The organism is Aquabacterium sp. (genome assembly GCF_035476535.1).
In the GTDB taxonomy this organism is placed as follows: Bacteria; Pseudomonadota; Gammaproteobacteria; order Burkholderiales; family Burkholderiaceae_C; genus Pseudaquabacterium.
The window spans coordinates 1-23,545 of the sequence record NZ_DATILJ010000110.1 but is presented as its reverse complement, the minus strand read 5'-3'; the positions used below and the strand labels follow the sequence as shown (position 1 = coordinate 23,545).

Here is a 23,545-nt window from a genome sequence, read left to right as displayed (position 1 = left end):
GTTGACGTGCGCAGTCCCGCCACTCCGGTAGGCGCGCACTTGAACAAGGGGCAGAAATCGTGCAGGCGATGCCTGTCACCACGAGGCGGCGGGCGGCGATTGCCGCTGCGCGCCTACTTCGTCGATTTGCCGGGATCCTTCACGCTCTTGAAGGTTTCGAACTCGACGTTGTAGAGCTCGCCGCCCACCCGTTCGACGCGGCGCACGTAGATGTCATGGACGACATCGCGCGTCTGGGCATCGATCAGTAACGGTCCGCGCGGGCTCTCGAAGGTCTGGCCCTTCATGCCGTCCAGCAGCGCGTCACCACCCTGCCCCTTGCTGGTTTCGAGCGCCTTGTAGATCACCCGCATGCCGTCCCACCCGCCAACCGCCATGAAGTTGGGGCGCAGGCCCTTGTTCGCGGCCTTGAAGGCTTCCACGAACTTCTGGTTGGTGGGGCTCTTGTGCGCCGCGGAATAGTGGAAAGCGGTGATCGCGCCGATCGCCGAGTCACCCATCTCCGGCAACTGGTCGTCATCGGTCACGCTGCCGTCCCCGATCAGCTTGATGCCGGCCTTGTCGAGGCCCCGCTCGGAAAATTGCTTGAGGAGCACGGCACCCGCACCCGAGGGCACGAAGGCGAAGATGGCCTGGGGCGACGCATCCCGTGCACGCTGTAGGAAGGGCGCGAAGTCGGGGCTGCGCAGCGGGACTCGCAGCGCCTCGAGGACCTTGCCGCCGTTGAGTTCGAAGCGATCCTTGAACGCCTTTTCGCCGTCCAGACCGGGGCCGTAGTCGGTCACCATCGTGACGACGTTCTTGATGCCGTTCTTGCTCGCCCATTCAGCCATCGTGCTCGCCGTCTGCGCCAGCGTGACGCTGGTGCGCACGAAGTAAGGCGACGCCGCGACGATGGAGGAAGTTGCCGCCGACATCACCACCGCTGGCGTCCTGGATTGGCTGACCATCGGCGCCACCGCCAAGGCCAGCGGCGTCAGGCCGAAGCCCGCGAGCACCGTGACCTTGTCGTTGGAGATCATTTCCTGGACCAGGCGCCGCGTGTTGTCCGCGACCCCGGCGTCATCGCGCAACAGCACTTCGACCCTGCGCCCAGCAACTGTGCTGCCGTTCTGCGCCATGTAGAGCCGCACGGCAGCATCGATTTGGCGCCCGGTGGAGGCGAAGGGGCCGCTCATCGGAAGGACCAGACCGATCTTGACCGGCTCCTGCTGCGACCGGGCAGGCATGGCCACCGCGGTACCCATCAGGGCTGCGATCAGCATTCGGCGGCTCGTCGGACGATTCATCGTTTGTCTCCAGTGGGTTATTTCTCGAGTCGGCGATCGGTGGGACCGATCGCTCGCGTGTTCGTCGACGCAAAGTCGGGGCCCTCGGCTCGAAGGTCGCGATGCAGCACGAAGCGAATCGAAACCTTGCCGGGCACGAGACGAAGGATTTCACTTTCAGCCTTTCTCGGCCAATGCGAGTCGTTCCCGAGGCTATGCTTTCTGCTGATGACACCCGGGTTAACCCGAGACGACACTCCTGGGACTCGGAGGCACTCGGCTATGCCAAATTCGGCGCGATCAGAGGGCGACGCAATGCGTGAGACATCGGAAGACCTTCAGGTCCAGACGAGACCGATGGGCGAGACCGCGCCGCCCCTGCTGGCGTACATCAAGTCGCTGCGGGCCGTGCTGGCGGTATCACGACACGGCAGCACCGTGCGCGCGGCAGAGGCGATCCACATTTCGCAGCCGGCCGTGGCCAGATCCATCATCGAACTCGAGAAGGCCTGCGGGCTCGCGCTGTTCTCCCGTGCGACCAAGGGAATGGCACCCACACCGCCCGGCGCACGCCTTGCCGCGCGGGCAGAAGCCGTGTTCCAGCACCTGACCTTGGGCGCGACCGAGTGCGCCGCTGCCGCTCCGGTAGCGAGTCGGTCACCACCGCCACCCGACCGCTTCCCCGCGGTGGTGTCGCCCGGGCAGCTCCGCGCCTTGGTGGCCATCGCCACCGGCGGCAGCGAGACTCGCGCCGCCCAGTCGCTCGGCGTCACACAGCCCGCCGTGCATGCCGCTCTCCAGGGCCTGGAAGATCTATTGGGCATTCGTCTCTTCTACAAGCTGATATCCGGGACCAGGCTCACGCCGGCCGGCGAGGCCATGTTGCGGCGTGTCAAGCTGGCGATGGCGGAGGTCCGCGCCATGGAAGGCGACATCGCAGCCTGGAGAGGCGAGATTCGCGGCCGAATCGTCGTCGGGGTTCTGCCGCTGTCCGTCCCGATCTTCTTGCCGCGAGCGGTCGATGCCCTGCTCGCCATTCATCCCAACATCGACATCCAGATCGTCGACGGAACCTACGAAAGCCTGGTACGGCAAGTGCTCAGCGCCGATGTGGACGCCATTGCTGGCGCCCTGCGGGCGGATGTGCCGGCCAGCGAGATACGGCAACTTCACCTCTTCGACGACGATCTCGTGGTGGTCGCCCGGGCCGGCCACCCGTGTCTGCAGCGTGAACTGAAAGGCCTGAGCGATCTCCTGCAGTGGAACTGGGTGATTCCGCTTCCCGGCACGCCTGCCGACCGGGCACTCCGCGAAGTCTTTCGATCCCAAGGATTGCTTGCACCGGCCAGCGGCCTTCAGGCCAGCAGCCCTGCACTCACGCTCTCGTTCGTCATGCAGACCGGCCGGCTGGCAATCGCTTCGCGTGGGCAAGCCCTGGTCGACAACCACGGTGGACAGCTGTGCATCGTGCCGCTCGAGCTGCCGTCGACGATGCGGCGGATCGGCGTGGCGACTCGGGCGATGGGCGAGCCCTCGCATGACCTGCGGCTGTTCCTTGAGGCGTGTCGAACCGCCGTACCCGATGCGGCGCGTTGACGAATGCGCTCGTCTACACCCGGGTCGATGCGGCCCGGCTGTTGTCGCCGGTTTGCGAGGGACTCGCGGGCCTACCCGGACGCGACAGCATCCCGCGGGCCACCTCGGCCCACTGCGACAGCTGCGCCTTGTAGGACTTCATGTCCTTCTGCCAGATGCTGTTGACGGCCATGCCGCGCACGAGGTTCAGCGTCAGGTTCAGCACCGTCTCGGCCTGCGGGCGCGGCACGCCCGTGTCGACGAAGACCTCGAGCCAGAGCTCGTTGGTCAAGCTGCGGTAGCGCTGCATCACCGGCAGGATCTGCGGCATCAGCTCGGTGTCGGTGCGCGCGACCATCAGCACTTCGAGCGCGGCGATGAAGGGCCACTCGAAGTAGACGCTCATGCAGTCCTTGATGAAGCCGCCGACCGGATCGCGGTGCGCTGCCGGCGTGCGCGCGATGCGCTGGCCGCGCTCGATCGCGGCCTCGTAGATGTCAGCCGTCGCGTCGATGACCAGTTCCATCTTCGATGCGTAGTGGTGCATCAGCGCGCCGTTCGAGACCCCGGCGCGGACGACGACCTCCTTCGTCGTCAGCCCCGCATAGCCCCGTTCCACCAGCACGGCAATCGTCGCCTCGCGCAGGCGCAGGCGCGCCTCGCGGGTGCGGTCTTCCTGCGTGCGGCGCTTCGCAGGTGCGGCGACCGACGCGGACTTGGCGGAGGGCGAAGGCATGGCGGAAGGCAGGCGAGGCATCGGTTCCGCAGTGTAGGCCGGCGCCGGCAATGACCCTGCACATTCGTCAACTAACAAACAGAGTGCTCTCTCTGTTTCTTATCATGTAGGCCATCGAACGAGACAAGGAGACAACATGGCCTTCCTGCGCAACGCCTGGTACGTGGCCTGCTGGAGCGAGGACGTGCGACCCGGCCAGCTCTTCCACCGCAAGCTGCTCGACGAGGATGTCGTGCTGTTCCGCAAGCCCGACGGGGCGCCCGCGGCGCTGTACGACCGCTGCCCGCACCGCTTCATTCCGCTGCACCTCGGCAGCCTGAAGGGCGAGGTCATCGAGTGCTGCTACCACGGACTGCAATTCGACTGCAGCGGCCGATGCGTCAAGAACCCGCACGGCGACGGCAAGATCCCGGCCGCAGCCAAGGTGCGCAGCTACCCGGTGGCGGACCGCCACGGAATCCTCTGGATCTGGATGGGCGAACGCGAGGCCGACGCTTCCCGGATTCCCGACTACGCCATGCTCGACGCCGACTCGGGTTTCCACCTGACGCGCGGCCACGTGCACATCGAGGCGAACTACGTGCTGATGGGCGAGAACCTCCTCGACCTGAGCCACGTGGCCTACCTGCACGACGGTCTGATCGGCAGCCCGCAGATGGTCGAGACCCTGCCGGCGGTGCGCGAGGACAACGACGTGCTGCACGTCGACCGCCACATGCCGAACGTCGACGTGCCCGCGGTCTTCGACATGCTGTTCCGCCAGGACGGCCAGCCGGTCGATGCCTGGCAGAACATGCGCTGGGTGCCGCCGAGCTGCTACCTGCTCGACGCCGGCGTGAAGGCGCCGGGCGGCGAGCGCGAGGTGATGGGCTGGTACTACGGCATCCATTTGCTTACGCCCGAGACGAGCCGCACGACTCACTACCACTTCGCATCGGCACGCCCGCCCGGCTCGGTCTCCGATCCGGCGACCGATGCCGAGCTGGCCCGGCTGCGCCGCATCGCGTTCGCCGAGCAGGACAAGCCCATCGTCGATGCGCAGCAACGCGTCGTGGGCGACCAGGATCTGTGGGGCATGAAGCCGGTGCTGCTCGCGATCGACGCCGGCCCGGTGCGCATGCGCCGAACCATCGAGCGCCTCATTACCCAAGAAAAGGAGACCACATGACCCGCTTCAAAGCCGCCGCACTCGCCGCGGCATCCGCCTTCGGGATCGCGACTGCGGCTTTCGGCCAGGCGCCGCTCAAGATCGGCTTCATCGGCGAGCTGTCCGGGCCCCAAGCCTCCGTCGGGCAAGACCAGTACGACGGTTTCATGCTCGTGGTCGAACGCAACGGCGGCAAGCTCGGCGGCGTGCCGGTGCAGGTGCTGAAGGAAGACACTCAGCTGAAGCCCGAAGTCGCGACGCAGGCCGTGCGCAAGCTGATCGAGAAGGACAACGTGTCGATCATCACCGGCGTGTCGTTCTCGAACATCATGCTGTCGGTGCATAAATACGTGACCGACAAGGAAGTCTTCCTCGTCGGCTCGAACGCCGGGCCGTCGCAGATCGCGGGGCCGCAGTGCTCGCCGTTCCAGTACATCGTCTCGTGGCAGGGCGACCAGGCCGCCGAAGCGGTCGGCAAGTACGCGGCCGACAAGGGCTACCAGCGCATCGCCGCGATGGCGCCGAACTACCAGGCCGGCAAAGACGTCATCGCCGGGCTGAAGCGGCACTACAAGAAGCCGCTGCTGGACGAGATGTACACGCCGCTGAATCAACTCGACTTCTCGGCCGAGCTCACGCAGGTCGCCGCGGCGAAACCCGATGCGGTGTTCGCGTTCTACCCGGGCGGCCTGGGCGTCACGTTCTCGCGGCAGTTCCAGCAGGCCGGCTTGCTGAAGAGCACGCCGCTGCTGTCGACCTTCATCGTCGATGCCACGACCTTGCCGGCGCTGAAGGAATCGGCCATCGGCGTCGTCAGCGGTGGCTTCTGGGCACCCGACTTCCCGAACGCTGCCAGCAAACAGTTCGTCGCCGACTTCGAGCGCAAGTACAAGCGTATCCCGTCCAACTACGCAGCCCAGAGCTACGACGCCGGGATGCTGCTCGACTCGGCGATCGCGAAGGTCAAAGGCAGCATGGTGGACAAGCGCGCGTTCATGACGGCTATGAAAGCCGCCGACTTCGCATCGGTACGCGGATCGTTCAAGTTCAACCACAACAACTTCCCGATCCACGACATGCACATCATGGAAACCGTGCGGGACGAAGCCGGCCGGTTCACGCTGAAGACGATCGCGACGCCGCTGAAGGGTCTGGTCGACGCATACCACGAGCAATGCCCGCTGAAATGACACCGCGGGCGCTCAGTGTCCGCGTCGCACGCAAGCACATCGAAGCGGTCGACATCTGCAGCTTCGAGCTCGTCAGTGCGGACGGCGGCGCGCTGCCCGCCTTCGCCGCTGGATCGCACATCGACGTCGGCCTATCGAACGGGCTGACGCGCCAATACTCGCTGTGCAACGACCCGACCGAGAACCACCGCTACGTGATCGGCGTGCTGAAGGATCCGGCCTCGCGCGGCGGGTCGAGAGCAATGCACGAGCAGGTCCACGAAGGCAACCTGCTGCTCATCAGCCCGCCGAAGAACCACTTCCCGCTTTGCGACGGCGTACGGCGAGCCCGAGCACCGCGACATGTACCTGACGCCACACGAGCAGGCCGCCAACGACTGCTTCGTAGCTTTTTCTGCACCGCCAAGTGCATGATTTCATTGACATTCTGACCGAGCCGCCTGTCCAAGCCCTCCTCTGTCATGTACTGTCGCGCTACGTCAGGTGCCTTCACGGTCCCTTCGGCAATGGGCTCAGTCAGTGATAGTCCTCTTCGAGCTGGTGACGCACTGCCAGGATGGTCACCGTCGCGCTATTCTCAATTTCAAACAGCGCGACGTAGCCCGAACGCCCGAAAGAGACGATCAACTCGCGCAAGAAGGGGCTGCGGCCCGCCTTGCGGCACGTGAAGGGGGAAGTCTTCAGCGTGTCGATGCCGGCTCGGATGGCTGACAGCGCCTGCTCTGCAAGTGCCAGGTCACCACCGTCGCGCGCAAGCTCTCGCTCGAGAATGAAATCGAAGAGTCGATCCAGATCGGCTTCGGCATCGCGGGTGAGGCGAACCCCGAAGTTCACTTCTTGGTCTTTGCCATGCGGACGCGCGCAGCGTCGAGCTTGCGCTGCAACTGATCGAGCACGACCGCTGCGTCGACATACTCATCCGTACGGCGCGCGTCGTCGCGCGAGCGCAGGCCGCGCGCAACGAACTCCGCCTGGACACGACGGCGCTGCACGCTCGCGCGAACCGAGGCCTCGACGAATTCGGAGAGCGTTTCGCCCTCGCCCAGCAGCGACTCGACTTCAGCCCGCAGTTCGGGGTCGACACGAACGGACGGAATGGTGGCGGTCTTCATCGGGGAAGTGTAGCGCAATTGCGCTGCATGACAGAGTTCGTTCGCGCATGTGCACGGCACCGTGCGAAAGCGAGAAGGCCCGCGCCAGCTCCAGGGTCTCTGATCAGCATCACGCAATGGATCAGTGGGTCTCCCACGGCGCCGGGCTTGCACCACCCGTCGCCGCTCGTCATCGTTCCTCCTCTCGCCCGAAAGGAGGCCTCTCAGGGCCGCGACCCGCACCCCCGGCATCACCATCGACACTGACGGCAACTAGCTCATCGACAAGCTCCACCGCGGCACGCGTATCTGCGTGCGCCTCGGCCCGACCTTTATCGCCACGCCGATCAATCGCAGCCACGAAATCGTGCGCGCCGTCCTCAATCGTGCGGCGCGCTCTGGTCCGCCGGACGCTTTCATGAAGCGATCGCAGATCGGCGGAACGACACGCCCGGTTGGACTGAAGTTCGTTGCACGCGGCAACCTTGCTCTATGCCAGGAGCGTAAGCACCTGCCTCTGGCAACAGGCAGCAGGCCCGAAGTGGCGGCACTGCGCCCGGGTCTCGCGTAACGGCAAGCCCTTGGTCCGCATCACTCGGCTCGAGGTGCCGCTGGCGCTGCAGTGCGCGCTGGTACTCAATCGCCTGCGTTCAGCTCGGCGCAGCCGTCGAAGCGCGCAGTACCAGCATAGGTCGCAGCACCACGGTGGCTCCGAGGCTGCCGGGCGTGGCGCGCAGCGCTTCGAGCAGCAGCCGCGCGGCACGGAAGCCCATCTCGTAGTGCTGAATCCGCACCGACGATAGCGGCGGGTTCATCTGGTCGAGCAGCGGCATGTCGTTGTGGCCGACGACCGACATCTCGCCCGGCACCGCGATGCCGTGCTCGCGCAAGGCCTGCAGCGCGCCCAGGGCGATCAGGTCATTGGCGGCGACCACGGCGGTGAACGGGCGCTTGCCGCGGAGCTTCTTCAGCGGCAGCAGCGTCGACATCGCGGCGTGACCGGCGTCGACGGTGTAGGCGGCGCACTCCACCACCGCCGCGGGCTGCAAGCCATGGGCGCGCAAGGCCTGTTCGAAGCCGATGTGCCGCGACAGCCCAGTCGACAAGGCGGCCGGCCCGGCCAGATGGGCGATACGCGCATGGCCCAGGCCGACGAGGTGGTCCACCGCCAGCCGCATGCCCAACATGTCGTCGCTGATCACCGCCGGCAACTCGCCGCGGCCATCGGTGCGGTTGACGAGCACGATGTGCACGCCGCTCTTGCGCAGCCCTTCCAGCCAGGCATCGTCGCGCACCGCGGTGGCGACGAGAAACCCTTCGACCCGCTGCGCCTGCATGCGCTCCACGGCGGCGTGCGCAGCATCGTCGCGGCGCGCGGAGTCGGTGTTCGCCAGCAGCGCGAAGTAGCCCTCGGCCGCCAGCGCGTCTTCGATCCCGCGCAGGATGGGCGGGAACACGGGGTTCGTGATGTCAGGCAGCAGCACTCCGATGGTCTTGCTGCGCCCGGTGGACAGCGACGCAGCGGCGTGGTTGGGGCGGTAGCCGAGTTCGCGCGCGGCGACCTCCACGCGCTGCAGCAGCTCGGCGCTGATCAGGTGGCGGCGCGCCGGGTCCATGGCACGCGACACGGTGCTCTTGTGTACGCCCAGATGCTGCGCAAGGTCGTTGATGGTCGGGGCCAGTGGGCGGGTCATGAGGTGATGCTAGTGCAGTGTCGAACACCGCACTTAGCCGGCACTGATGCTCAATGTTTGACAGCCGGCCTGTGCCTGTTTAAACTCCTTGCAACCGGTTGCATTGAAATTGCATCGATATACCAGACCCGAACCCATGCGTCCGCTGCCCACCACCCCTGAATCGCTGCTGCCGCTGGTGCTGGCGGCCTTTGCCGAGACACCTGACGCTCGGTTGCGCCAGTTGCTGGCGTCGCTGACCACGCACCTGCACTCTTTCGTGCTCGAGCACCAGGTCAGCCAGGCCGAGTTCGAACGTGCGGTGGCCTTTCTCGTCGGCATCGGCCAGGCCACCGGCGAGACCAAGAACGAGGTCATCCTCGCAGCCGACCTGCTCGGCGTCTCGACGCTGGTGGCGCTGCTCAACAACCCCGGTGCCGGCGGGCACGATTCAGACGCGGCCTTGCTCGGGCCGTTCTGGCGTGCGAATGCGCCGGTGCTCGAGGCCGGCGCCAGCATCGCCTGCGACAGCACGGCCGGTGTCGCGCTCGAGGTCAGCGGTACGGTGGCGGATGCCGAGGGCCGGCCGCTGGCCGGCGCCGAAGTCGATGTCTGGCAGGCCTCGCCGGTGGGCTTGTACGAGAACCAGGACCCGCAGCAGCCGGAGATGAACCTGCGTGGCCGCTTCCGCACCGATGCCGAAGGCCGCTACCGCTTTCGCACCGTGTTCCCCGCCGGCTATCCGGTGCCCACCGACGGCCCTTGCGGCGAATTGCTGCGCGCTCAACGGCGCCATCCGTTCCGCCCGGCGCACCTGCACTTCATGGTCTCGAAGCCGGGCTGCAAGGTGCTGATCACCCAGGTCTTCCCGGAGAACACCGAGTACCTGGACAGCGACCCGGTGTTCGGCGTCACCACCGCGCTGGTCGGCCGCTTCGAGGCGGCCAGCGGCCCATTGCCGGCACGGCTGCGGCGCGACTTCACGCTGGCACCAGGCGAGACGGTATTCCCGCATCCACCGATTCCATAACGCCAGAATGACATGGCCGACTTCACCCCCATCGACTCCCTTGCCGGCCGCGTCGCCGTGATCGCCGGCGGCACCGGTGCCATCGGCCTGGCCACGGCGCGACGGCTGTCCGCGCTGGGCGCGCGCTGCGTGCTGCTGTATGCGCGCAAGCCCGTGGCCGACGCCGAAGCCCTGGCGGCGGCATTGCCCGGCACAGGCCATGCTGCGATCGCGGCCGAGATGCTCGACAGCCGCTCGCTGCAGGCCGCAGCCAGCGCAGTGGCCGAGCGCTTCGGCGTCGTGCACATGCTGGTCAACAGCGCCGGCCGCACCGAGCCGGTGCCGGCGGCCGACCTCGACGCACTCAGCGACGAGTTGATCGACGAGATGCTGCGAATCAACTTCCGCGGCGTGATCGCCACCATCCGCGCCTTCGTGCCATTGTTGAAGGCCTCGGGCGACGGCCTGATCGTCAACATCTCGTCGATCGCCGGCTTCACAGGCAGCGGCAGCAACCTGGCCTACGTCGCCGCCAAGGCCGGCATCGATGTCGTCGGCGATGCGCTGGCGCGCGTGCTGGCGCCGGCGGTGCGCGTGCTGACCGTGTCGCCCGGTGTCGTCGACTCGAGCTTCGTGCCCGGCCGCGGCGCCGATTTCAATGTGAAGGCGGCCGCGACGATGCCGCTGCGCCGCGTCGGCACGCCCGACGACGTGGCCGCCGCGGTGCAGGCCTGTGCCACCACGCTGCGCTATGCCACCGGCACCCGCATCGTCGTCGACGGCGGCCGGCATCTCTAGTGCAGTGTCCGGCGCTGCATCGAACACTGCACCAGGAAGAACACGATGACCAAGACGCTACTCACCTGCGCCGTCACCGGCAACCTCACCACGCCCGAGCAGACACCGCACCTGCCGATCACACCGGCACAGATCGCTGACGAGTGCCTCGCCGCGGCCGAAGCCGGCGCGGCGGCGGTGCACATCCATGTGCGCGACCCGGCGACCGGCCGGCCGTCGATGGACGTCGAGCTCTACCGCGACGTGGTCGATCGCATCCGCGCGAAGAACCGCGAGGTGATCATCAACCTCACCACCGGCCCCGGCGGCCGCTTCGTGCCCGGCGATGCCGACCCGAAAGTCGCCGGCCCCGGCACGACGCTGCTGCCGCCGCTGGAACGGGTGCGCCACATCGAGCTGATCAGGCCCGATGTCTGCTCGCTGGACCTCAACACGATGAACTCGGGCGCGCAGGTCGTCATCAACACGCCGCGCAACGTGCGGCTGATGGCGCAGGCCATGCGCAAGGCCGGCGTGCTGCCGGAGCTGGAGATCTTCGATTCGGGCGACATCCACCTCGCGCTCGATCTCATCAAGGACGGCACGCTCGCCGGGCCCGGGCTGTGGACCTTCGTCACCGGCGTCAAGTACGGCTTCAGCGCCGGCGCCGACACGCTGGCCTACGCGCGCGGGCTGCTGCCGCCGGGCGCCATCTGGTCGGCCTTCGGCATCGGACGGCACGAGTTCCCGATGGTGGCCCAGGCCTGGCTGCTTGGCGGCCATGTGCGCGTCGGGCTCGAAGACAACATCTACCTGGAAAAAGGCGTGCTGGCCAAGAGCAACGCCGAGCTGGTGAGCAAGGCCGCACGCATCGTGCGCGACCTCGGCGGTGAACTCGCCAGTTCGCGCGAAGTGCGCGCCATGCTGCAACTGCAGGCCTGACGATGACCGAGCTTGAATCCCTGCCGGCGGTGCGCGTGCTCGCGAAAGCGGCCTCGGTCGATGAATTGGAACTGGCCATCGTTCGCGTCGCCGCGCCGCGACCCGCGCTCGGCCAGGCGCTGGTGCGCGTGGCCAGCGCCGGCGTGAACCCCAGCGATGTCAAGGCAGCGCTCGGCCTCATGCCCCAGGCCGTCTTTCCACGCACGCCCGGCCGCGATTTCGCCGGCACCGTCGTCGACGGCCCGAGCGAGTGGATCGGCCGGCAAGTCTGGGGGTCGGGCGGCGACATCGGCATCACGCGCGACGGCTCGCATGCCGGCTGGCTGCTGCTGCCGGTGGCCGCGCTGCAAGAGCGCCCGCAGCGGCTGAGCTTCGATGAAGCCGGATCGGTCGGCGTGCCCTTCGTCACCGCCTACGAAGGTTTTCGGCGCAGCGGCCAGCCGCAGCGGGGCCAGGCGGTCGCAGTGATGGGCGCCAACGGCAAGGTTGGCCAGGCGGCAGTGCAACTGGCGGCGCAGGCCGGGGCAACCGTGTTCGCGGTCCAGCGCGGCGGTGAATTCACCGGCTTCGCCGCGGCACCGGTGACGGTGGTCGACGCGCGGCACGAGGACGTCGCCACGCGGCTGCGCGAACTCACCAAAGGCCGCGGCGTCGATCTGGTCTTCAACACCGTCGGCAGCCCGTATTTCGAGGCCGCGAACCACGCCATGGCCAAGGGCGCGACGCAGGTCTTGATCGCCACCGTCGAACGGCCGGTGCCCTTCGACATCTTCGCGTTCTACCGCGGCATGCACAGCTATGTCGGCATCGACACGCTGGCACTCGATGCACAAGCCAGCGCCAGCCGGCTGGCCGCGATGCGCGACGGCTTCGAGGCCGGCACGCTGCGGCCCTTCGTTGTTGAATCCACTTCGGTCTATGCGCTGGCCGACGCGCACACCGCCTACCGGCGCGTCATCGGTGGCGACCCGCAACGCATCGTGCTGCGTCCAGCATGAACGTCACGCGCTTCGCCCAGGCGCCCGAGTACGTCGCGCCGAACCACTTCGACATGCTGTGCCAGCGCCTGCAGGGCCGCGAGGCCGGGCCAGCCGAGCAGCTGTGGCTGGGCGTCTCGACGATCGCACCCGGCGGCCATACCGGGCTGGACGGCTCGCCGATGGAGAAGCACTACGTCGTGCTCGAAGGCGGGCTGGTGCTGATCGGCGAGATCGACGGCGTGCGTCAGGAAGCCGTGCTCGGCCGCTTCGATTCATGTCGCTTCGCACCGGGCGAAAAACGACAGCTCGTCAACCGCAGCCAGCAGCCGGCCCGCGTGCTGCTGGCCATGCCCTTGCAGCCTCCGCAGGAGACAAAAGAATGAGATTTGGATTCATCGTGGCGCTGGCACTGACGCTGTTGCAGGGCGGCCTGGCCGCGGCGCAACCGGCCGAGCTGATCGTGCACAACGCCAAGGTCACGACGCTGGACGCCAAGGGCAGCGTCGCGCAGGCACTGGCCGTGCGCGATGGTCGCATCATCGGCGTCGGTGATAACGCCACAGTGCAGCGGCTGGCCGGCGCTGGCACGCGCAGCATCGATGCCGGCGGCCGCAACCTGATCCCGGGTCTGATCGACTCGCACATGCACGGCGTGCGGGCTGCGCTCAGCTACTCGACCGAAGTCAACTGGATCGGTGCCGGTACGGTGGCCGAGGCGATGGCGCGGCTGAAGGAAAAGTCGGCGGCCTCGCGTCCCGGCAGCTGGCTCATCGTTGCCGGCGGCTGGACCGAGCAGCAGTTCGCCGAGAAGCGCCGGCCGACCCTGGCCGAGGTGCTGGCCGCGGCGCCCGACAACCCGGTCTACATCCAGCTCTTCTACGCGGCGGTGCTGGTGACGCCGAAGGCACAGGCGGCGCTGAACCTGAACACCGAGAGCCTGTCGAGTGCGGCACCCGGCATCACGGTCGAGCGCGATGCCGCGGGCGGCGCCACCGGCTGGTGGACCGGCAACATCATCGCTGTCTCGGCGCTGTTCGACCGGTTGCCGAAGCCGACCTATGCCGACAACGTCGACGGTACGCGCCAGTTCTTTGCCGAGCTGAACCGGCTTGGCGTCACCGGCATCATCGACACCGGCGGCTTCAACATCGCCGCGCCGCAGTACGCGGCGCTGTTCCAGCTTTGGCGCGAGAAGTCGATGACGGTGCGCGTGGCCTGGCACCTGTTCGCGCAGAAGCCCGGCATCGAGCTCGACGAGTTCAAGGCACCGACGCAGATGATGCCGATGGGCTTCGGCGACGAGATGCTGAAGTTCAACGGCATCGGCGAGCGCATCACGCTGGCCATGTACAACAACAACTTCCCGAACGACGACGCCAGGGCGAAGTTCTTCGACGTCATCCGCTGGGCCGCCGAGCAGCGCCTGGCGGTGACCATCCACTGGAGCGAAGCGACGTCGGTGGGCACGCTGCTCGAGCTGTTCGAGCGTATCGACCGCGAGGTCACGCCGATCGCCCCGCTGCGCTGGTCCATCGCGCACCTGGAGAACGCATCGCCGCAGACGCTGGCCCGCATGGCAGCGCTGGGCGTGGGCTGGACGATGCAGATGGCGATGTACTACGGCGGCGACCGCGAGATCGCGGCTCGCGGCGACGCGGCACGGCGCATGCCACCAGTGGTGACGGCGCTGAAGGCCGGCGTGCATGTGGGGGCCGGCACCGATGCGCACCGGGTCGCGTCGTACAACCCCTTCGTCGTACTGCAATGGTTGCTCGACGGCAGGACGGTGGCCGGCACGCCGCAGCGCGTGGCCGACGAGATCCCGACGCGCGAGCAGGCCTTGCGCCTATACACCCAAGGCAGCGCCTGGTTCAGCTTCGACGAGAACAAGCGCGGCTCGATCGAGCTCGGCAAGCTCGCCGACTTCGCGATCCTCGACCAGGACTTCTTCGCCGTCCCGGTGGAACGCATTGGCCGCACCGTATCGCTGATAACGGTCGTCGGCGGCAAGGTGGTCCATGCCACCAAGCCCTTCGACCGCTGACCCACACCGACAGGAGACATTCAAATGAGCACACTGCAAGACCGCCGCCTCGCACTGCAAACGCTGGCCGCCACCGTCACCGGCGCCGCCTGGCCCGCGGCGATGGCGCAGGCCGACTGGCCCAAAGGCGGCGCGATCAAGTTGATCGTGCCCTTCACCGCCGGCAGCGGCACCGATGTGCTGGCCCGCACGGTCGGCGAAAAACTCGGCTCAGCCCTGGGCACGCAAGTCGTCATCGAGAACAAGCCCGGCGCCGGCGGCACGCTGGGCGCGGCTCTGGTGGCAAAGGCGCCGGCCGACGGCTACACCTTGCTCGTGCACAGCTCGGGCCATGTCGTGAACCCGGCGCTCTACCCGAAGCTGCCCTACGACACGCTGAAGGACCTGGCCGGCATCACGCCATTGGCCAGCTTGCCGAACGTGCTGGTGGTGCCGCCCTCGAACGGCATCAAGGACGTGGCCGACCTGGTGGCGCGCGCCAAGGCCAAGCCCGGCATGTTCTACGCATCGGCAGGCAATGGTTCGGCCACGCACATGAATGCCGAGAAGTTCCGCGTCGCGGCGGGCATCAGCGCGCAGCACGTGCCCTTCCGCGGCACGCCGGAAGCGATGACCGAGACCATCGCCGGCCGCACGGACTGGTTCTTCGCACCGCTGGTCTCGGCGCTGCCGCTGATCAAGGACGGCAAGCTGCAGGCGCTGGCGGTGGGCACGGCAGCACGTTCGCCCGTACTGCCGAACGTGCCGTCGATTGCTGAGGCCGGCCTGCCCAACGCGGCCTACACCTTCTGGGTCGGCCTGTTCGCGCCGGCCAGGACGCCGCGCGCCATCATCGACAGGCTGCACGACGAAGTCGCCCGCGTGCTGGCGCTACCCGATGTGAAGGAGCGGCTCGACAAGCTCGGCGCCAACGCAATGCCGATGGCGCAGCAGGCCTTCGAAAAGTACCTCGACGAGGAGACGACTTCGGCGGCGCAGCTGGTGCAGGCGGCGGGCATCAAGCTGGAGTGACGCCAGGCGATGCAAGCCTTCGTTCCCGAGCCGGTCCTGGGGGCTGACAACTGGCAGTGACCCGCCGCTGTTGCAGGGACCCGATGTTGAGGTCCAAAGGCCCGGCGCCAGGGCACAAGGGCCTTCCCGACGCTGTTGAGCGCGTGACGAGGGCTACGATGCACAAGGCACGCTCTGGCGGGTCGGCATCTCGGTGCCGATGATCCTTCCCGAGGCGCCCCTGGCCCACGGCAACAACCAGTGGTCGGTCTATAACCTGCTGGGTGGCGTGTATTTGTCCGCGACCTTGTCCGGCTGGACCAGTCCGAACTTCAAGTTTCACCAGCGCGTCATCGATCGCACCAAGGTGCCACTGACGCGCTTCACGCCGGACCCGATGGCGGGTGAGGGGCCCCGCTGACGTGAAGACCGGCCGCGATGTGGCGCGACCTGGAAACGACTGCTGGATGGGCGCAGGCGGCCGCGTTGATGCTGGCCGATGCCGAGTCACGCACCGGCATCGACGCACGCGAGCAAGCCGATCTCGTGGCGGAGGCCAAGCGCTTGGTGGATGACGGACCGGACAAGCCGTTTCTGGATGTCCACTTCAGCGATTCGAAAAACGGCCTGATCGTGGGTGCCTTCGGCATGGCCCTGTCGACGGCGGATGGTGGACTGAGCTGGAAGCCGATTGACCACCTGGTTCCGAACCGAAAGCACAAGCACATCTATCGGATCGTCGCGCAGAAGGCGCAGCTCTGGCTGGTCGGCGAACAGGGTGCGCTGTTCCTGAGTCGAGACGGCGGGCGCTCCTTCGAACCGTCACCCATGGGCAACTTCTTGCAGACGGTCGTATCGCCCTTGTCGATCAGGCCGGGCGTCTGCTTGTCGCGCGCGCTGGGGCCGGCGGGCTCGAACGCAACGGCAAGCTGAACCTGCCCTCGGTCAATGCGGTGATTGATCGAGTCGGCAGACGGTGGCCTCGTGCTGGCCACGATGCGCGGTATGTCCCGCCTCTCACTCGGCCCGTCGGAGAAGCAATGACCCCGTCGAACATGAAGGTCGAGACGCCTCTCGACACTACCGCTCGAGCTTGTCAAACAGCTCTACGGAACGCTATGTGATGAAGAAGCAAGCAGCGCGCTCCTTGTGACGACCTCAAGCTTCACAAGAGACGCCTATGCCTTCAGCCGAAAGCATCAACACAAATTGGATCTGCTTGACTACATGGGCGTGGTCGCCTGGCTGGACAAGTATGGTCGGCACTCGAATGCGCCCTAACATGTCATTCAACCGGACGCGGCACGGCAAAGCACATGGACCTCGCGGCGGATCGGGGTGCTCATTGTCCACCACCAAGCACAGGAGGCTTGCCGCCGCGCAGCCGCGGCCGCCTCTACGTTGAGCGTCTGCTCGCGGGCGCCGAGCTTGACGCCGGCAATGGCCGCAACGGGTCGGCCAGCGACAGCGGGGCGCGCGATATCCCCGCGGCGTAGCTAACGCCCGTGCTGCGCGGCTTCGACAGCCGACCTCCCTGGCTGGTACTGGACGGCCATCTGCATTCGTTGGTGGATGGCGGTTTCCTGGCATCTCCTCTGCAACCCTTGCGTCGGATCGGTGGGCGGTCACGAGAAGGAGGCCAGGCCGAAGGGCACACACGGATGGTCGGCGGTCAAAGGATTGAGGCCATGCACTTCCTGCTCTCCGACGCCCGCGCGCTGTGCGCACACAGCGCGACGCACCTGTCTGGCTACAGCGCCGACGCTGCTGATGCAGCCTTCTGACACCCTCCCGACCGGCGACGGCATGTGTCGTCGATTCCGACACAAGTCAGCGCTATTCGACGCGTCCGTCGACCGTTGCGGCCTCAAGTCCGGCGCGTTCCGGTCGAGTAACAGGGCATGCGTCTCGCGTATGCACTTGCGCTGGCTTTGGTGCTGCCGGACGTCGCGGCAGCGGCGGTGGTTCCCGTTGCCCTGCTGGAGATCGAACGAGCCATCGGCGACGACCCGCGCGAGGTGGCGGCGCACGCCGAGGCGACGCTGAAATCGGCCACCCCGGCCTCCGATGCGGCATTTGCAGCGCAGCTGCGGCAGATCGCCGCCGCCAGTAGTCTGGAGGAGGATGAACGCGTGGCCGAGCTGCTGCCGGCGGTGATTCGGGCCGCGAAGGCACGCCGCGACGATACCGCCGAGTGCCTGCTCGAGACGCTGCGGGTCCACAACGACCATCACTCCGGGACTCTCGCCCAGGTCGAAAAGAACGCGGCCGCGGCGATCGAGCGCACCCAACGTACCGGCCAGCCCTGGTGCGAAGCGCGCCTGCGCCAAGCGCGCGGCGACGTCTACCTGAACGCGGGGCGCATCGCCCAGGGCACGGCGGATTTCCAGGCCGCGCTGGCGTACTACGAGTCGGCCGGCGAGACGCTGAGGCGTGCCATGGCCCTGGCCGACCTCAGCTGGGCCTACAAGCGCGACACCGAGAATCCGGGCAGCATGGCGCTGGCCATCGAGTCGTCGCGCACGGCGCTCAACCTGGTGGACCAGCAGCAGCAGCGCAGCCTCGCGTCGCTCGTGCACCACAACCTGGCGGGTACCTACCTGGCCGCCGAACGCCGGCCCGAGGCGCGCCGCCACGCCGAGCTGTCGCGCGGCTTGGCCGAACAGACCCGCGACACCCTCGGCGTCGCCTACGCCGACCGGCTGCTCGGCCGCATCGAGCTCGACGAAGGTCACCCGGCGGCGGCGCTCGAGCGCTTCTCGAGAGCGATCGAGGTCTTCTCGAGCTCCGGCATCCCCGAGCTGGAGCTCGTCGCCGCGCTCGGCCGCAGCGAAGCGCTGCTCGCCCTGCGCGAACCCGATGCCGCGCGCCGGCAGCTCGAAGACGCGGCAACGCTGCGCAAACGCGTGGCCCACCCCGACACCGACGTGGACTACTACCGCGTTGCTCTCGACGTCGCCGCGGCACGCAAGGACACGGCTGCCGTGGTGGCTGCCGCGCTGGCCCATGCCGCCGCGGTTCGCGTGCGCGAGCAGGGCCAGAACCGGCGCGTCGCCGCCGAGACCCGCGAGCGCTTCCTCAGCGACCGCACCGAAGCCGAGAACCGCTTGTTGCGCGAACGACAGATCGCCGCCGAAGCCCGCCAGACGTGGCTGACTGCGACCCTGGCGCTCTCCGCGGTGATCCTGGGCCTGCTGGTGGCCTACCTGTTGCAGCAGCTTCGCCTGCGCCGGCGCTTGAAGATCATGGCCGAGATCGACGAGCTGACGCAGTTGCCCAATCGCCGCCGCATCCTGGAACTCGCGCAGGACTTCGCGAAGGGACGGCGCTCAGGCGACATGCCCCTCGGCCTGGCCGTGCTGGACGTCGACCACTTCAAGCGGGTCAACGACGAGTTCGGCCACGAAGTGGGCGATGCCGCGCTCGTCACCCTCGCGCAATGCTGCCGGCAGGTGCTGCGCAAACACGATGCAATCGGGCGCCTGGGCGGGGAGGAGTTTCTGTTGGTGTTGCCATCGACGCGGCAAGCGGACGTCTGCGCGCTGTTCGAGCGCCTGCGCAAGGTCCTGCTGGACACCCCGGTTCCCGGTATGGGTGCCGACCAGCGCCTCAGGTGCAGCATGGGCAGTGCCGAATTGCAGCCCGGCGCGGGCGTGAAGGAAACCCTCCGCCGTGCCGACGAAGCGCTCTACCGCGCGAAGTCCTCCGGCCGCAACCGGCTGGTCCGGGCGGAGGCTCTTGATCCCCTGACCGAGTAAAGAACGACACCTGCGAGATTGCCGCGCCGATCTGCATCGCGGAGTGCCAATGCGACCTCGGCTCGAGGGTCTTCGGGTCGCCGGTGAAGCGGGCACCGTTGTTCTCGGTGATGCCCCATGCGACAGCACCGTCGCGGTCCGCTTTGAGGCGCCTAGTTCAAGGACGTGTGTGTCAGCAACGGGTCGATATCAGACGGTTTCCGAGTTGGTGCGATCCGATCCGGCGTGCTCGGAGGCCAAGCCGCTCTTCTCGACCTTGGAGCAGCCGGGCGTCGGGCGCTACCTGGCGCCGGGCTTGCCTCTTGACTTCTCGGGTGTCCCGCGATGTCCCGCGATGCCCCGCGCAGCCCGCGCCGCGCCTCGGCCAACACACGGAGGAAGTACTCGCCGGCGTGTTGGGCCTTGGCAGCGCCGAACTCGGGCGCCTGCTCGACAAGGGAGTGATCGCGCAAGCCACGAGCGCCGGCGCATGAGGCCCACGCTCCACGACTCCACCTTCAGGCTCGAGACCGGCCTCAGGATGATGGCCGGGTCCTGCCCACAGTCGCGGCTTCAGTTCGACGAGGGGCGAGCATGACAAGCGTTCCCGACCTCGCGCCGTATCTGCGAGACGGCGATACCGTCACCTGGCGCCAAGCCAACGCCGAGCCGCTCACGCTGGCGCGCGCAGGCTTGCCCGACATCATGCCGTGCCCCTATTCCCACCTGCCCAAACTTCTGCGGAATGGCACGTTGAAGGTCGACGTCGTGCTGGTACAGGTCTCGCCGCCGGACGACGATGGTCGCTACCGCCTGGGGCTCGCCAACGATCTGCTGCCCGCTGCGCCCGACGCGGCCCGTGTCGTGATCGCCGAGGTCTACCCGGACGTACCCTGGACTCATGGCACGCGCACGCTGCGGGCCGCAGATATTGACCTCCTGGTGCCCGCGACCGTGGCATCTCTCCAAGCACCGGAGACCGCCCTGTCCACCACGGACTCGGAGATCGCGAGCCGCGTCGCAGCGCTGATCGACGACGGTGCGACGCTCCAGATCGGCCTGGGTGGCAGCGCCGAGGCAACCCTGTCACTGCTGCGGGATCGTCGCGACCTCGGCATGCACACGGGTATTGCGGGCGATGCGCTTGTCACGCTGACGGAGTCGGGCGCATTGACAAACGCACGCAAGTCGATCGACCGAGGCGTCAGCGTTGCCGGCCTCCTCATCGGCAGCCAGCGGCTGTACCGACACGCACATCGCAACCCGATGGTGCAGTTGCGTGGCAGTGACTACACGCATAGCGCTGACGTACTGCGAGCAATCGACAAACTGGTCGCACTCAATTCCGCAATCGAGGTCGACCTCACCGGGCAGATCAATGCTGAAACCGCAGCCGGACGCTATGTCGGCGCGGTCGGTGGAGCACCCGACTTCCTGCGTGCGGCACACTTGAGCCGCGGTGGCCTGCCGGTCGTCGCGTTGCCGGCCACGGCCGGAACTCGCAGCCGCATCGTCAGTGCCCTCTCGGGGCCGGTGTCGACGCCCCGCTGCGACGCTGGCGTGATCGTGACCGAGCATGGTGTCGCCGACCTGCGGGGGCTGACGCTGACGCTGACGCTGACGATGCGGATGCGGATGCGGATGCGGATGCGTCGGATGCTCGACATCGCCGCGCCCGAACATCGGGAATCATTGGATCGCCCCTGTGGGTAGAGGCTTCACGAAGGCCAAATGGACCACGCTGGTCTCGCCGCTGCTGCGCCTGATCGCCAAAGGCGACGCGATGCGCGAACCGAAGGAAGAGGCATGAGCAAGAAGATCGAACGCGCCCTGCCGGCGCTGCAGTCAGCAGCTAATGTTGCTGTGGCACCAGCGGCCGAAAGCGCGGCGCCGCCGCCACCTGAAGCCCACCCGCTTCATCGGCGACGTAGGTACCGCGGGCGACGTTGTGCGCATGCGCTGCCGCCTCCGCGCTGCTGAGCACCGGCGCGAAGCAGGCGTCGGTGCCTTCCGGCAGTTGGCACCAATGCGCGCGCAGCGCCTCGATCATCGTCATCATCCACTCGTCGGGTTCAGACCAGCCTACCAGCTCCGTCCTATTGCGACAGAACCACGCGTCGCTGGGTGCGGGCGGGCCTCACTTGTCCAGGGGTTCGGTGCATTACCGCAGAGTCACCAGCTCTTCTGCATTGGTGGGATGAATCGCAACTGTGTCCTGAAAGTCCCTGAACGTTGCGCCCATTCGGATGGCGACGGCAAAGCCTTGCAGCATCTCGTCTGCGCCGTCACCGACGATATGGCAACCGACCACGGTTTGCGCTTCACCGGCCAGGACGAGTTTCATCTCGCACTTCGGGCGCTTCTCGCTGAGCGCGTGGACCATCGAGACGAAGCTGGTGGCCTTGATGGTGACCAGCGCATGGCGTTGCCGTGCTTCCGGCTCCGTGAGCCCGACGGTCCCCACGGGGGGATGCGAGAACACGACGGTGGGGATGCAGTCGTAGTTCAGGTGCCGTCCGTCGTGCCCGCCGAAGAGACGATCCGAGAGGCGGCGCCCCGCTGCGATGGCGACCGGGGTCAACGCGCTGCGTCCCGTCACGTCGCCGATCGCAAAGATGTGCGGGACATTGGTGCATTGCCAGGCATCCGTCGGAATGAAACCCGACGGGTCCGACAGCACGCCCGCGTTGTGAAGGCCCAGGCGATCGGTCACCGGTTCTCTTCCGATCGCCCAGAGGACGGCGTCGTAGGGCCCGAACCGGCGGCCGTCCTGCGCGCTCAGGGCGTATTCGCCACCGTCACAGCGCGCCAGTGAAGCGGGCACCACGCCGCCGACGATGTTGATTCCGCTGCCGCCCATTTCGCGCATCAGCGCGGCCTGGATCATCGGATCGAAGCCGCGCAGCACGGCATCCTTTCGAATGAGCAGATCGACCCGGGCTCCAAACCCATTCAGAACACCCGCCAACTCGACAGCGATATACCCACTGCCCACGACGGCGACCCGCTCGGGCAAGGCGTCGAGCTTGAAGAAATCGTCCGAGTTGAGTCCCAGGTGTGCCCCTGGCATGACGGGAAGCGACGGTCGACTGCCCGTGGCGATGACGATGCGGTCAGCGGTGAGCAAGCGATCGCCGACGCTCAGCGTGTGTGCGTTGACGAAGGCCGCTGCGCCGACGTGCACTGCCACCTGGCGTCGGTCGAGATTGCGCGCGTAGACGCCGTTGAGCCGGGCGATGTACGCATCACGACGGCGGCGCAGCTCCGCCCAGTCGCACCGAGGTGGCGACACCTCGATCGCGTAGGCCGAAGCGTCGCGTGCCCCTTGCATCAGGTGAGCTGCGTTCCACATCACCTTCTTGGGAACGCAACCGGCATTGACGCATGTCCCGCCGAGCCGTTCGGGTTCGACCACCGCCGTCCGTGCGCCGTACTCGGCGGCGCGCTGGGTCACGGCGAGACCACCGCTGCCACCGCCGATGGCAATGAGCTCGTAATGCTGGACAGTCGTCAATTTGCTCCCTCACTCGATTCAGAACCGATAGCTCACACCGCCGTGGATCAGCAAGGGGTCGAGCTGCACGGATGCATGCGCCGGCGCGGGCCCGACCCAACCGTCAGCCGTGGTCTTCAGGAAGACTTTCTTGACGTCGACAAACAGTCCCCAGCGCGGACCCAGCGGCATGTCGAACCCTGCTTGCAGCACGCTGCCGAATGCGTTCTTGACCTTCAGCGACGTGATCGCCCCATCGGGGGACTCGAGCGCGATCGTGTAGTTGACGCCCGCGCCGAGGTACGGCCGGAACGCGCCCAGCCCATCGAACGACCAGGTCGCCGAGAGGACCGCCGGGCCATACTTCACGCGACCGAGCTCACCCGCGCCTGCCAGCGGTCCCGTGCCGGAAAGTCTGGTCGTGGGCGGCACGCCGATGGTCAGACGGGCCGCGATGTTCGGCGTCATGTCGTGGCCGATCTCAAGGCCCAGCGTGGTGTTGCTGCTCGCGTCGACGCCGGCGCCAGGCAGTGGGGCGCCGCCGACTCGCACATCGGCCTTCGTGTGGAACTGCACCTGCACCGGCCCGGCATGCAGCCACCAGGGGCTGGCCCGGTCGGGCGCCGCTTGCGCCACGGCAGTCCCTGTCGCCGCGAGCAGGCAAGCAAGCGCGGCAACGCTGATCATTGCTGTCATATGATGTCTCCGTTGTGGTTCAGCAAAAACGATCGAAGAACACGCGGTCGGCCTGCGCACGGCCGGTGGCGACGAGATCACGCAACACATGGTCGACCAGGCCTGGTGGGCCGGCCATGTAGAGGTCGCACAGCGGCAGGTCGTCGATGTCTCGATTCATCACCTCGCCCACGGCGCCCTGTCGGCACGCAACGGGG

The 23,545-nt window shown here is 67.2% G+C and carries 21 protein-coding genes and 4 pseudogenes; 17 read left to right on the top strand and 8 right to left on the bottom strand.

The window, feature by feature from the left end:
• Nucleotides 1-113: 113 nt before the first annotated feature.
• The gene (locus VLK61_RS11295; RefSeq protein WP_325421158.1) at nucleotides 114-1,289 is read right to left on the bottom strand and encodes an ABC transporter substrate-binding protein; all 1,176 of its coding nucleotides are present in this window, start codon (nucleotides 1,287-1,289) and stop codon (nucleotides 114-116) included.
• Between the two features lie 336 nt (nucleotides 1,290-1,625).
• Here VLK61_RS11295 and VLK61_RS11290 point away from each other — a divergent pair, with 336 nt between their 5' ends.
• The gene (locus VLK61_RS11290; RefSeq protein ID WP_325421156.1) at nucleotides 1,626-2,864 is read left to right on the top strand and encodes a LysR family transcriptional regulator; all 1,239 of its coding nucleotides are present in this window, start codon (nucleotides 1,626-1,628) and stop codon (nucleotides 2,862-2,864) included.
• Between the two features lie 13 nt (nucleotides 2,865-2,877).
• Here VLK61_RS11290 and VLK61_RS11285 read toward each other — a convergent pair whose 3' ends face one another.
• Nucleotides 2,878-3,579, bottom strand: coding sequence for a TetR/AcrR family transcriptional regulator (locus VLK61_RS11285; protein ID WP_325421154.1), 702 nt, complete (start codon nucleotides 3,577-3,579; stop codon nucleotides 2,878-2,880).
• A gap of 136 nt (nucleotides 3,580-3,715) precedes the next feature.
• On the opposite strand from VLK61_RS11285, the gene VLK61_RS11280 reads away from it, so the two are divergent.
• The 3 genes and pseudogenes from VLK61_RS11280 to VLK61_RS11270 form a co-directional block, all read left to right on the top strand.
• Nucleotides 3,716-4,747, top strand: coding sequence for an aromatic ring-hydroxylating dioxygenase subunit alpha (locus VLK61_RS11280; protein WP_325421152.1), 1,032 nt, complete (start codon nucleotides 3,716-3,718; stop codon nucleotides 4,745-4,747).
• The gene (locus VLK61_RS11275; protein ID WP_325421150.1) at nucleotides 4,744-5,916 is read left to right on the top strand and encodes an ABC transporter substrate-binding protein; all 1,173 of its coding nucleotides are present in this window, start codon (nucleotides 4,744-4,746) and stop codon (nucleotides 5,914-5,916) included. Before VLK61_RS11280 ends, VLK61_RS11275 begins: the two co-directional genes overlap by 4 nt.
• A pseudogene (locus VLK61_RS11270) lies at nucleotides 5,913-6,239 on the top strand (ferredoxin reductase); the annotation flags it as partial. The gene VLK61_RS11275 and the pseudogene VLK61_RS11270, both read left to right, overlap by 4 nt.
• A 193-nt stretch (nucleotides 6,240-6,432) precedes the next feature.
• Here VLK61_RS11270 and VLK61_RS11265 read toward each other — a convergent pair.
• From VLK61_RS11265 to VLK61_RS11255, 3 genes are all read right to left on the bottom strand, one after another.
• Nucleotides 6,433-6,750 carry a type II toxin-antitoxin system RelE/ParE family toxin gene (locus VLK61_RS11265; RefSeq protein WP_325421148.1) on the bottom strand — a complete coding sequence of 106 codons (318 nt, stop codon included), beginning with the start codon at nucleotides 6,748-6,750 and terminating at the stop codon, nucleotides 6,433-6,435.
• Entirely contained in the window at nucleotides 6,747-7,028 is a 282-nt protein-coding gene (locus VLK61_RS11260; RefSeq protein WP_325421146.1) for a YlcI/YnfO family protein, read from the bottom strand. The genes VLK61_RS11265 and VLK61_RS11260 overlap by 4 nt, the downstream gene beginning before the upstream one ends.
• Nucleotides 7,029-7,657: 629 nt before the next feature.
• Entirely contained in the window at nucleotides 7,658-8,701 is a 1,044-nt protein-coding gene (locus VLK61_RS11255; protein ID WP_325421144.1) for a LacI family DNA-binding transcriptional regulator, read from the bottom strand.
• Nucleotides 8,702-8,837: 136 nt separating this feature from the next.
• On the opposite strand from VLK61_RS11255, the gene VLK61_RS11250 reads away from it, so the two are divergent.
• The 13 genes and pseudogenes from VLK61_RS11250 to VLK61_RS11195 all read left to right on the top strand — a co-directional run bounded on the left by VLK61_RS11250 (nucleotide 8,838) and on the right by VLK61_RS11195 (nucleotide 20,872).
• Nucleotides 8,838-9,710: a dioxygenase gene (locus VLK61_RS11250; RefSeq protein WP_325421142.1), complete on the top strand. Its 873-nt coding sequence runs from the start codon at nucleotides 8,838-8,840 to the stop codon at nucleotides 9,708-9,710.
• 12 nt (nucleotides 9,711-9,722) lie between these two features.
• Nucleotides 9,723-10,487 carry an SDR family NAD(P)-dependent oxidoreductase gene (locus tag VLK61_RS11245; RefSeq protein WP_325421140.1) on the top strand — a complete coding sequence of 255 codons (765 nt, stop codon included), beginning with the start codon at nucleotides 9,723-9,725 and terminating at the stop codon, nucleotides 10,485-10,487.
• Nucleotides 10,488-10,532: 45 nt separating this feature from the next.
• Entirely contained in the window at nucleotides 10,533-11,408 is an 876-nt protein-coding gene (locus tag VLK61_RS11240) for a 3-keto-5-aminohexanoate cleavage protein (RefSeq protein ID WP_325421138.1), read from the top strand.
• A gap of 2 nt (nucleotides 11,409-11,410) precedes the next feature.
• Nucleotides 11,411-12,406 carry a quinone oxidoreductase family protein gene (locus tag VLK61_RS11235; protein WP_325421136.1) on the top strand — a complete coding sequence of 332 codons (996 nt, stop codon included), beginning with the start codon at nucleotides 11,411-11,413 and terminating at the stop codon, nucleotides 12,404-12,406.
• Nucleotides 12,403-12,771, top strand: a complete 369-nt coding sequence (locus tag VLK61_RS11230) for a cupin domain-containing protein (protein ID WP_325421134.1) — start codon at nucleotides 12,403-12,405, stop codon at nucleotides 12,769-12,771. Before VLK61_RS11235 ends, VLK61_RS11230 begins: the two co-directional genes overlap by 4 nt.
• On the top strand, nucleotides 12,768-14,432 hold the full coding sequence (locus VLK61_RS11225) for an amidohydrolase (RefSeq protein WP_325421132.1): 1,665 nt from the start codon (nucleotides 12,768-12,770) through the stop codon (nucleotides 14,430-14,432). Before VLK61_RS11230 ends, VLK61_RS11225 begins: the two co-directional genes overlap by 4 nt.
• 24 nt (nucleotides 14,433-14,456) lie before the next feature.
• On the top strand, nucleotides 14,457-15,443 hold the full coding sequence (locus VLK61_RS11220; protein WP_325421130.1) for a tripartite tricarboxylate transporter substrate binding protein: 987 nt from the start codon (nucleotides 14,457-14,459) through the stop codon (nucleotides 15,441-15,443).
• Between the two features lie 160 nt (nucleotides 15,444-15,603).
• Nucleotides 15,604-15,843, top strand: a pseudogene (locus VLK61_RS11215) (DUF1329 domain-containing protein); the annotation flags it as partial.
• 17 nt (nucleotides 15,844-15,860) lie between these two features.
• A complete protein-coding gene (locus VLK61_RS11210; protein WP_325421128.1) occupies nucleotides 15,861-16,355 on the top strand; it encodes a WD40/YVTN/BNR-like repeat-containing protein in 495 nt (164 codons plus the stop codon).
• 162 nt (nucleotides 16,356-16,517) lie between these two features.
• Nucleotides 16,518-16,703 (top strand): annotated as a pseudogene (locus tag VLK61_RS32240) (restriction endonuclease); the annotation flags it as partial.
• 224 nt (nucleotides 16,704-16,927) lie between these two features.
• A complete protein-coding gene (locus VLK61_RS11205; protein ID WP_325421126.1) occupies nucleotides 16,928-17,206 on the top strand; it encodes a hypothetical protein in 279 nt (92 codons plus the stop codon).
• Between the two features lie 117 nt (nucleotides 17,207-17,323).
• Nucleotides 17,324-19,180 (top strand): GGDEF domain-containing protein, encoded by a 1,857-nt coding sequence (locus VLK61_RS11200; protein ID WP_325421124.1) that lies wholly within the window; start codon nucleotides 17,324-17,326, stop codon nucleotides 19,178-19,180.
• 573 nt (nucleotides 19,181-19,753) lie between these two features.
• Entirely contained in the window at nucleotides 19,754-20,872 is a 1,119-nt protein-coding gene (locus tag VLK61_RS11195) for an acetyl-CoA hydrolase/transferase family protein (RefSeq protein WP_325421122.1), read from the top strand.
• Between the two features lie 139 nt (nucleotides 20,873-21,011).
• Here the strand turns inward: VLK61_RS11195 and VLK61_RS11190 are convergent.
• The 3 genes and pseudogenes from VLK61_RS11190 to VLK61_RS11180 all read right to left on the bottom strand — a co-directional run.
• Nucleotides 21,012-21,191: pseudogene (locus tag VLK61_RS11190) on the bottom strand (CoA transferase); the annotation flags it as partial.
• A gap of 129 nt (nucleotides 21,192-21,320) precedes the next feature.
• The gene (gorA, locus tag VLK61_RS11185; RefSeq protein ID WP_325421120.1) at nucleotides 21,321-22,673 is read right to left on the bottom strand and encodes a glutathione-disulfide reductase; all 1,353 of its coding nucleotides are present in this window, start codon (nucleotides 22,671-22,673) and stop codon (nucleotides 21,321-21,323) included.
• A gap of 18 nt (nucleotides 22,674-22,691) precedes the next feature.
• Complete coding sequence (locus VLK61_RS11180) at nucleotides 22,692-23,348, bottom strand: OmpW/AlkL family protein (protein ID WP_325421118.1); 657 nt, start codon at nucleotides 23,346-23,348, stop codon at nucleotides 22,692-22,694.
• Between the last annotated feature and the right edge of the window lie 197 nt (nucleotides 23,349-23,545).

Excerpts from the sequence above, each read along its gene's own strand:
- VLK61_RS11295 (WP_325421158.1), bottom strand. The coding sequence starts at position 1,289 with ATGAATCGTCCGACGAGCCGCCGAATGCTGATCGCAGCCCTGATGGGT.
- VLK61_RS11290 (WP_325421156.1), top strand. The coding sequence starts at position 1,626 with ATGGGCGAGACCGCGCCGCCCCTGCTGGCGTACATCAAGTCGCTGCGG.
- VLK61_RS11285 (WP_325421154.1), bottom strand. The coding sequence starts at position 3,579 with ATGCCTTCGCCCTCCGCCAAGTCCGCGTCGGTCGCCGCACCTGCGAAG.
- VLK61_RS11280 (WP_325421152.1), top strand. The coding sequence starts at position 3,716 with ATGGCCTTCCTGCGCAACGCCTGGTACGTGGCCTGCTGGAGCGAGGAC.
- VLK61_RS11275 (WP_325421150.1), top strand. The coding sequence starts at position 4,744 with ATGACCCGCTTCAAAGCCGCCGCACTCGCCGCGGCATCCGCCTTCGGG.
- VLK61_RS11260 (WP_325421146.1), bottom strand. The coding sequence starts at position 7,028 with ATGAAGACCGCCACCATTCCGTCCGTTCGTGTCGACCCCGAACTGCGG.
- VLK61_RS11255 (WP_325421144.1), bottom strand. The coding sequence starts at position 8,701 with ATGACCCGCCCACTGGCCCCGACCATCAACGACCTTGCGCAGCATCTG.
- VLK61_RS11250 (WP_325421142.1), top strand. The coding sequence starts at position 8,838 with ATGCGTCCGCTGCCCACCACCCCTGAATCGCTGCTGCCGCTGGTGCTG.
- VLK61_RS11245 (WP_325421140.1), top strand. The coding sequence starts at position 9,723 with ATGGCCGACTTCACCCCCATCGACTCCCTTGCCGGCCGCGTCGCCGTG.
- VLK61_RS11240 (WP_325421138.1), top strand. The coding sequence starts at position 10,533 with ATGACCAAGACGCTACTCACCTGCGCCGTCACCGGCAACCTCACCACG.
- VLK61_RS11235 (WP_325421136.1), top strand. The coding sequence starts at position 11,411 with ATGACCGAGCTTGAATCCCTGCCGGCGGTGCGCGTGCTCGCGAAAGCG.
- VLK61_RS11230 (WP_325421134.1), top strand. The coding sequence starts at position 12,403 with ATGAACGTCACGCGCTTCGCCCAGGCGCCCGAGTACGTCGCGCCGAAC.
- VLK61_RS11225 (WP_325421132.1), top strand. The coding sequence starts at position 12,768 with ATGAGATTTGGATTCATCGTGGCGCTGGCACTGACGCTGTTGCAGGGC.
- VLK61_RS11220 (WP_325421130.1), top strand. The coding sequence starts at position 14,457 with ATGAGCACACTGCAAGACCGCCGCCTCGCACTGCAAACGCTGGCCGCC.
- VLK61_RS11210 (WP_325421128.1), top strand. The coding sequence starts at position 15,861 with ATGTGGCGCGACCTGGAAACGACTGCTGGATGGGCGCAGGCGGCCGCG.
- VLK61_RS11200 (WP_325421124.1), top strand. The coding sequence starts at position 17,324 with ATGCGTCTCGCGTATGCACTTGCGCTGGCTTTGGTGCTGCCGGACGTC.
- VLK61_RS11195 (WP_325421122.1), top strand. The coding sequence starts at position 19,754 with ATGACAAGCGTTCCCGACCTCGCGCCGTATCTGCGAGACGGCGATACC.
- VLK61_RS11180 (WP_325421118.1), bottom strand. The coding sequence starts at position 23,348 with ATGACAGCAATGATCAGCGTTGCCGCGCTTGCTTGCCTGCTCGCGGCG.